At 56.4% G+C, this 6,185-nt stretch carries 8 protein-coding genes; 2 read left to right on the top strand and 6 right to left on the bottom strand.

Going from position 1 to position 6,185, the window contains the following annotated elements:
• Window positions 1-62 precede the first annotated feature (62 nt).
• The gene (locus HMPREF2547_RS02375) at window positions 63-1,100 is read right to left on the bottom strand and encodes a hemolysin family protein (protein ID WP_070604610.1); all 1,038 of its coding nucleotides are present in this window, start codon (window positions 1,098-1,100) and stop codon (window positions 63-65) included.
• Window positions 1,101-1,103: 3 nt separating this feature from the next.
• On the bottom strand, window positions 1,104-2,540 hold the full coding sequence (locus HMPREF2547_RS02370; RefSeq protein WP_049193536.1) for a hemolysin family protein: 1,437 nt from the start codon (window positions 2,538-2,540) through the stop codon (window positions 1,104-1,106).
• A gap of 15 nt (window positions 2,541-2,555) precedes the next feature.
• On the opposite strand from HMPREF2547_RS02370, the gene HMPREF2547_RS10700 reads away from it, so the two are divergent.
• Window positions 2,556-2,768, top strand: a complete 213-nt coding sequence (locus tag HMPREF2547_RS10700; protein ID WP_141744325.1) for a hypothetical protein — start codon at window positions 2,556-2,558, stop codon at window positions 2,766-2,768.
• 280 nt (window positions 2,769-3,048) lie between these two features.
• Here HMPREF2547_RS10700 and HMPREF2547_RS02365 read toward each other — a convergent pair whose 3' ends face one another.
• The 3 genes from HMPREF2547_RS02365 to HMPREF2547_RS02355 form a co-directional block, all read right to left on the bottom strand.
• The gene (locus tag HMPREF2547_RS02365; protein ID WP_049193535.1) at window positions 3,049-3,267 is read right to left on the bottom strand and encodes a hypothetical protein; all 219 of its coding nucleotides are present in this window, start codon (window positions 3,265-3,267) and stop codon (window positions 3,049-3,051) included.
• Between the two features lie 190 nt (window positions 3,268-3,457).
• Window positions 3,458-4,168, bottom strand: a complete 711-nt coding sequence (locus tag HMPREF2547_RS02360) for a YceI family protein (protein ID WP_070429697.1) — start codon at window positions 4,166-4,168, stop codon at window positions 3,458-3,460.
• A gap of 17 nt (window positions 4,169-4,185) precedes the next feature.
• Complete coding sequence (locus HMPREF2547_RS02355; RefSeq protein ID WP_224783748.1) at window positions 4,186-4,578, bottom strand: hypothetical protein; 393 nt, start codon at window positions 4,576-4,578, stop codon at window positions 4,186-4,188.
• Between the two features lie 81 nt (window positions 4,579-4,659).
• Here HMPREF2547_RS02355 and HMPREF2547_RS02350 point away from each other — a divergent pair, with 81 nt between their 5' ends.
• The gene (locus HMPREF2547_RS02350) at window positions 4,660-5,049 is read left to right on the top strand and encodes an RNA polymerase-binding protein RbpA (RefSeq protein WP_005511311.1); all 390 of its coding nucleotides are present in this window, start codon (window positions 4,660-4,662) and stop codon (window positions 5,047-5,049) included.
• Window positions 5,050-5,371: 322 nt separating this feature from the next.
• Here HMPREF2547_RS02350 and HMPREF2547_RS02345 read toward each other — a convergent pair whose 3' ends face one another.
• Entirely contained in the window at window positions 5,372-6,184 is an 813-nt protein-coding gene (locus tag HMPREF2547_RS02345; protein WP_016422816.1) for a polyprenol monophosphomannose synthase, read from the bottom strand.
• Window position 6,185: the final 1 nt, after the last annotated feature.

Raw genomic sequence — 6,185 nt, 5'->3', positions numbered from 1 at the left:
TGAAAGTCAGACACACTTTTTGCTACTTAACCCGGAATCGACGGGGCTCGTCGGCGCACTCGCTAGGCTGTTGCCTGGCGGACTTCGCCGACGAGCTCTTCTAGTACGTCCTCCAGCGCAACGATTCCGTTGACAGAGTTCTCCGAAGTACTATCTTCCTCCGTCACCAAGGCGAAATGAGCCTGCTCGCGCTGCATCAGCCGCATGACCGTCTGGAGCTTGGCATCCGGGCTGACGCTTGCGAAGGTGCGAATCAGATTCCGCGGGAAGGGTCGGTCGCGGTGACCGTCGTCAAGCGAGAGCAAATCCTTGACATGAAGGTAGCCGATGAAGCTGCCATCGGCATCGGTGATGGGGAAGCGGGAAAAGCGCGTGCGTGCGCTGAGCTCTTCGATGTCGGCGACAGTGGCGTCGGGGCCAATGGTGACGAGGGTGTCGAGTTGCATAGTGACATCCGCGGCGGTGAGATGCTCGAAGCCGAGAGCTTTGTGGAGGAGCGCGAGCTCGTCATTGTCGAGAAGGCCCTGACGCCCGGACTCGGCGACGAAATCCTGCACCTGACTAGCGGTGAAGGAGGAATCGACCTCGTCCTTCGGAGTGGCGCGAAGAATCTTGCGAACCACGATGTTCGCCGTCGTATTCATCGCCCAGATAACCGGATTGAGTACCCGCACAATCACATACAGCGGAATAGCCACGAACTTCGCCGTCGGGCTGGGAGCCGCAATAGCGATGTTCTTCGGCACCATTTCGCCGACAACCATGTGTAAGAAAGTGACAATCAGCAGCGCCAACGCCAGCGCAACCACGTGGGCGGTGCCCGCGGGGAGTCCCAGCGCTGTCATGTAGGGCTCGAAGAAGTGCGCAATCGCAGGCTCGCCGACGGCACCGATGAGCAGGGAACAGGCGGTAATGCCCAGCTGTGTTGCCGCCAGGGAGACCGACACGTTTTCGATACCGCGCAGCGCGTACTTTGCGCTGGTAGAGCCGCTGACGGCATCCGGTTCAATTTGATCGCGGCGAGCCGAGACCATCGCAAATTCAGCGGCGACAAACCAGGCATTGAGGGCCAACAGCAAAATAAGAGTAAGTAGTGGCATGTTCTAGCCCTCCTTTTCGCTGTTGTGCTCGACGTGGTTGTGACTGGTGCCGTCCTGGTCAGCGCCTTCATCCGTGCGCGTGACCTTGTTGCCGGCGAGGTCCACCTGGACACGAATACGGCCAACGCGGTGACGCGCCATGCGCTCGACTCGAAAAGCAACTTCAGCGGTGGTAGGCAAGTTCTCCTCATCGAGGTTTTCGTGGTCGGTGGCTTCGACCGTAATCGTGTCGCCGAAGCGAGGCATGCGATCCAAGCGTTCGGTGATAAATCCACCAATAGTGTCGGATTCTTCGCCCTCCGGCAGGACCAGGTTTAGGATCTCTCCCAACTCATCAGGGCGCATGAGACCGGAAACAATCACCGTATTGGGGCTAATCCGGCTGTAGAGCAACGAACGATCGTCTTGTTCATCGTCAATTTCACCGACGATTTCCTCGACGAGATCCTCCAACGTCACAATGCCGTCCGTGCCGCCGTACTCATCGACAACCACTGCGAACTGGTATGCATCCTCACGCAGTTGACGCATCAGCGGATCAAGTGTGGTCGAGTCGTTCACCACGAGTACATCTTTGGCCAGGCTCGCAGCCGACGTCGTCAAGCGTTGTGCGTGTGGCACGCTGAGCAGATCGGTGTAGTGCACCACGCCGCGAATGTCGTCGACGCTGTTGCCGACGACGGGGAAGCGGGCGTGCCCGGAATCTGCGACGACCGTCAGCATCTCTGCGACGCTCTGATCTTCGATAAAGATGATCTGTGTGCGTGGCGTCATCACATCAGCCGCCGTGCGCTCGCCGAACTCGATCGATCGCGCCACCAACTCGGCGGTCTGCGGGTTAATCTTTCCTTCATCGCTAGAGCGCGTGACGACGGCACGGAGTTCCTCCGCCGTCCTGGCACTGGCGACCTCTTCCTCAGGGGAGAAGCCGAGCCGTTTTAGCACCCAATTAGCCGCGCTGTTGAGTAGCCAGACCAGCCAGCCGAATGCGAACATGAAGGCATTCTGTGGCCTGACCACGAGGTTTGCGACTTTAGTGGGCTCGGCGATGGCCCAGTTTTTGGGGACGAGTTCGCCAAAGACCATTTGAGTGAAGGTCGCGATAATGAAAGCGCCCGTAGTGCTGATTGCAGTGACGGTGGCGGGAGAGATGCTAGTGCCACCAAATGCGGCTTCGAGGAGGACGCCGAGGGAAGGCCCGGTCAGGAAACCAGCGACGAGGCTGGTGACCGTAATTCCCAGCTGTGCGCCGGAGAGGTTAGTAGAGGTGCGTGATAGAGCACGGTCTACTAAATATGCGGACCTTGAGCCGGCGTTTGCGGCGTTCTTGACGTCGTTTCTATTAACCGTGAGGTAGGAAAACTCGACAGCAACGAAAATTGCGTTGGCGAAAACGAGGAAAAGAAAGACCGCTAAGACGATGAGTGCGGATACAATCACGCGGCATCACCTGAAGTGTTCGCTGCGTTCGCTGAGGATGCTGCGGCGGTTGCTGCGGTGATTGCGCTTACTGCGGCTACAGAGAGCCCGTCAACGTTGGCGCGAGGCTCTGGGTCGTCGGACGAGCCAGATCTATCTGATGTGTCGGATGTATTGGGTCTGTCTGAGCTGCTGGATGTGTCTGAGAGTTCAGGCATGCGGGAAATCTTACTAAAAATTCCTGAATAGACGTGTAGCGAAAAATAGTTGTTTGCTGAGTGAGTAAAGCGGTCCGGGTTGGCGGTTCATTCTGACTGGCTGGTCGGCTGGTTAGACCTGACGGTAATGGCGCATCGGCGGTAATGGGGAGGACGGGACCCTTAGGTCAAAATGTCATAATGTATATTATCGGACAAATAATGAAAGTGGTTGGCCCTGGGGTTTTCTGAATTTCCAGGGCTGCCGCTTTTTCCGCCGCCGCTTTTCTGCTGCCGTGTTCTATCTTGGCGCTTGATCTATGCCGTCGGGATTATTGCTCATTGTCCTTGGCGTTCGCTGCAAGCTCATCCGCGTTGCGGACGGCAATCTCTTCCCGCAGCCGCTTGTTCTGCCACAGCGTCATGCCAATCAGGAGTATGCCGACAGCCACGAGCCACCACGCGCCCTTGTAGGCCACGAATGCAATGAAGATAATCAGTAGTACCATTCGCACCTTTCGTGCGAGCAGCATTGCTTCGTAGGTGTTCATATCGTTGTGACTCCCAACTGGCCTACCAAAATTGTTTTTGGCAGGACTTCTGTGGTGTGTGACTAAATGGCTTTATTGCGTCACAGTGACGAATCGAGGTGTATTTTCGCTGGCTATAAGCCTCTTTGGATTAGCGCTACTGCGATTCTCTTTAGATGGCTGTGTCTGCCAGCCGCGAAACCTACGCGTCCTACGCGTCCTGCTTCTCTGCGACAATGCGCAGATTGAGTTCGCCGTTCTCCTCGATGGATGCAGCTACAAACTGTGGCAGGCGCACGTTGTAATCCAGGCGGTTGATTGGCAAAGAGCCCGACAACAAAACCAAGTTTTCGGTACGAGCGGCCTTCATTGGTACGGTGACATCATTGGTGACACCGCGGATGGTCAGGCGTCCCGGAATCTCGATATTCGCCCACTGGCCGTTATCTGGAATGCTCGAAATATCGAGTGGTTCTGCAAGCTCAAACTTAGCTTCTGGGTACTGCTCAACGCTGAAAATATTGTTGCGGACATTGATGTCACGACGTTCAATATCGCTAGTCAGAGTTGCCATATCAACAACAACGGATGCGTCCTCAAGATTGTTGTCAGCAACCTTCAGCTCACCGGTGACATCGTGAGTGGAACCGGACGTCGTCCGCCTGCTGCCCGGCAGTACCTCGTTAAAAGTAAAACCAACGGAGGTGTTCTGTGAGTTATCGCCACCGATAATCTTCCAGGTGCCATTCGCATCAGTTGTTGCTGCAGGCAGCTCCGTGGCCTCGAAATCCTCTGTACGCACCCCTTCATGCGTGAAAACGCGATACAAAACTGGCCCCACAATAACAATTGCGAGCGCAACAACTGCAACGGCTATCAAAGTAATAATTGACTTACGGACACCAGAATTCATAGTGCTCATCCTATCCTTTTAATCCGCTATGGGATAAACCGTTCCACCTCGCGCGTTTTCATAATCAATTCCTGCGTAATCTCCTGCAGGACGGCAGTCTCCATGCCGTCGTCAAGCGCGGTGCGCAAGTCTTCGGCGAGACAACGTACTTCGAAGAGCCCGTCCCCTATTCGCTTTACGACGTCATCGCCCGCCGGCCTGCTCGTGGCATCGGTGGCGGTCTTTAGCGTGAGATCCGAATTGATTCGCTCGGCAATCGGCCTGGAAGCGCCTTTTGCTACGCCAGTGCGTTTTTCGTACGCACGCTGCCGGCAGGCTTGGCTGCAGAACTTGCGACGGCGACCGCGGATGGCGACCTCCATTTCGCGGCCACACCACTGGCAATTGGCAGTAGTTGTGCTCGGCTTTTGATCTGACACAGAAGTCAATTATGGCATGAATACAGATTAAGGCGTTATAATGTGTGGTCTAGTATTTCTACCAAAGGGGGCACGTTCCACATGGCAGATCGAGTTCTTCGTGGCAGTCGCATGGGCGCCGTTTCGTATGAGACCGATCGCGATCATGACCTCGCGCCGCGAATGATGGTCCGCTACCGCACTGAATCCGGTGAGATCTTCGAGGTCCCATTCGCGGATGACGCGGAAATTCCAGGTGAATGGCTGTGCAAGAATGGCCAAATTGGTGAGCTGGTTGAAGGCGAAGGCACTGAAGCCAAGCCGGTGAAGCCGCCGAGGACTCACTGGGACATGCTCCGTGAGCGCCGCTCCATCGAGGAGCTCGACGTGCTGCTGGATGAGCGTGTTGACTTGCTGCGCAAGCGTCGTCGTAACGCCGCTCGCCTGCTGAAGGCTCAGAAGGAAGCCGAAGAAGCAGAGAAGAACGCTTAAGGTTTGAGCTGGCTTGCGCTAGTGAGCTTTAGGGCGCTGCAGCTGTGAATTACATGCTGCAAAATGGGTCCGGATAAGGTTTTGCTCCTTATTCGGGCCCGTTTTTTGTTGGTGCCTGGCTGCGGCGGGCCGATCCGAGTTACTGACTGCGTTTATGACAAAAATGGCCTGAAAAATGGCTTGAAACTGTCATAAACTAAGACAGTTTCACATTTGCAGCCCCCATTCATACAGGCAGCCCGTATTCACATTTGCAGCCCGCAGTCATACAGGCAGCCCGTCTCCACACAGGTAGGCCGCAATCTTTGGGGCTGCCCTAGCCCTACTTGCGGAATCGCTGCTTAAACTCGTGACCAGCCAGGCGACCAATCTCCGACCCCAGGTTTTTTACCTGCTGCGAGCGGTGCTTGAATCCCCACTTGGTGACCTGCAGCAGAGACTGCTTCACAAAGCTGCCATCCATCTTGGACTCGCCGTACTCGCGCTCAGTAAAGGTGATCGGAACCTCCTCCACCAAGAAGCCCGCCTGTACAGCCTCAAAAGCGAGCTCGGTCTGGAACAGGTACGCAGCCTTGCCAATGTTCTCGAGGTCAAGGGTTTCGAGAACTTCCCGTCGATAAGCACGGTAGCCAGCGGTGATATCCGAGATGCCCGCGCCGAGCGCCAGCGAGATGTAGAGGTTGCCGCCGCGGGAGAGAACCTGACGGCTCATTGGCCAGTTGACGGTCTTGCCGCCCGGAATGTAGCGGGAACCGATGACGACATCGGCACCGTCCTCGAGCTTCTCCAGCAGCAGATGGAACTGCTCTGGTGCGTGGGAGCCGTCGGCATCCATCTCGCAGAGAACCTCGTAGTCGCGCTCGAGACCCCAAGCGAAGCCCGCGCGGTACGCACCCCAGAGACCGCCCTTGCCCTCGCGGTGCAGGACGTAGATGTGCTCTTCGCCGTTGTCCGACTTGTCAGCGGCAGCGATTTCATCGGCGAGCTCACCGGTGCCGTCTGGTGAAGAGTCATCGACAACCAAAATGTCGACGCGAGGCTCCGCTGCGCGCAGGCGTGCAATCACGCCCGGCAGGTTTTCCCGCTCGTTGAAAGTGGGAATGACAACCAGCGTCGACTCATTTAGGGCAGTCACT

Source organism: Corynebacterium sp. HMSC055G02 (assembly GCF_001809065.1).
GTDB lineage: Bacteria > Actinomycetota > Actinomycetes > Mycobacteriales > Mycobacteriaceae > Corynebacterium > Corynebacterium jeikeium_D.
Note: the sequence above shows the minus strand (reverse complement) of the source record. Positions and strands in the feature narration are given on the sequence as shown.

Bases quoted from the DNA above. Each gene is read 5' to 3' on its own strand.
- HMPREF2547_RS02360 (WP_070429697.1), bottom strand. From the start codon at position 4,168: ATGAGCACTATGAATTCTGGTGTCCGTAAGTCAATTATTACTTTGATA.
- HMPREF2547_RS02365 (WP_049193535.1), bottom strand. From the start codon at position 3,267: ATGAACACCTACGAAGCAATGCTGCTCGCACGAAAGGTGCGAATGGTA.
- HMPREF2547_RS02350 (WP_005511311.1), top strand. From the start codon at position 4,660: ATGGCAGATCGAGTTCTTCGTGGCAGTCGCATGGGCGCCGTTTCGTAT.
- HMPREF2547_RS02375 (WP_070604610.1), bottom strand. From the start codon at position 1,100: ATGCCACTACTTACTCTTATTTTGCTGTTGGCCCTCAATGCCTGGTTT.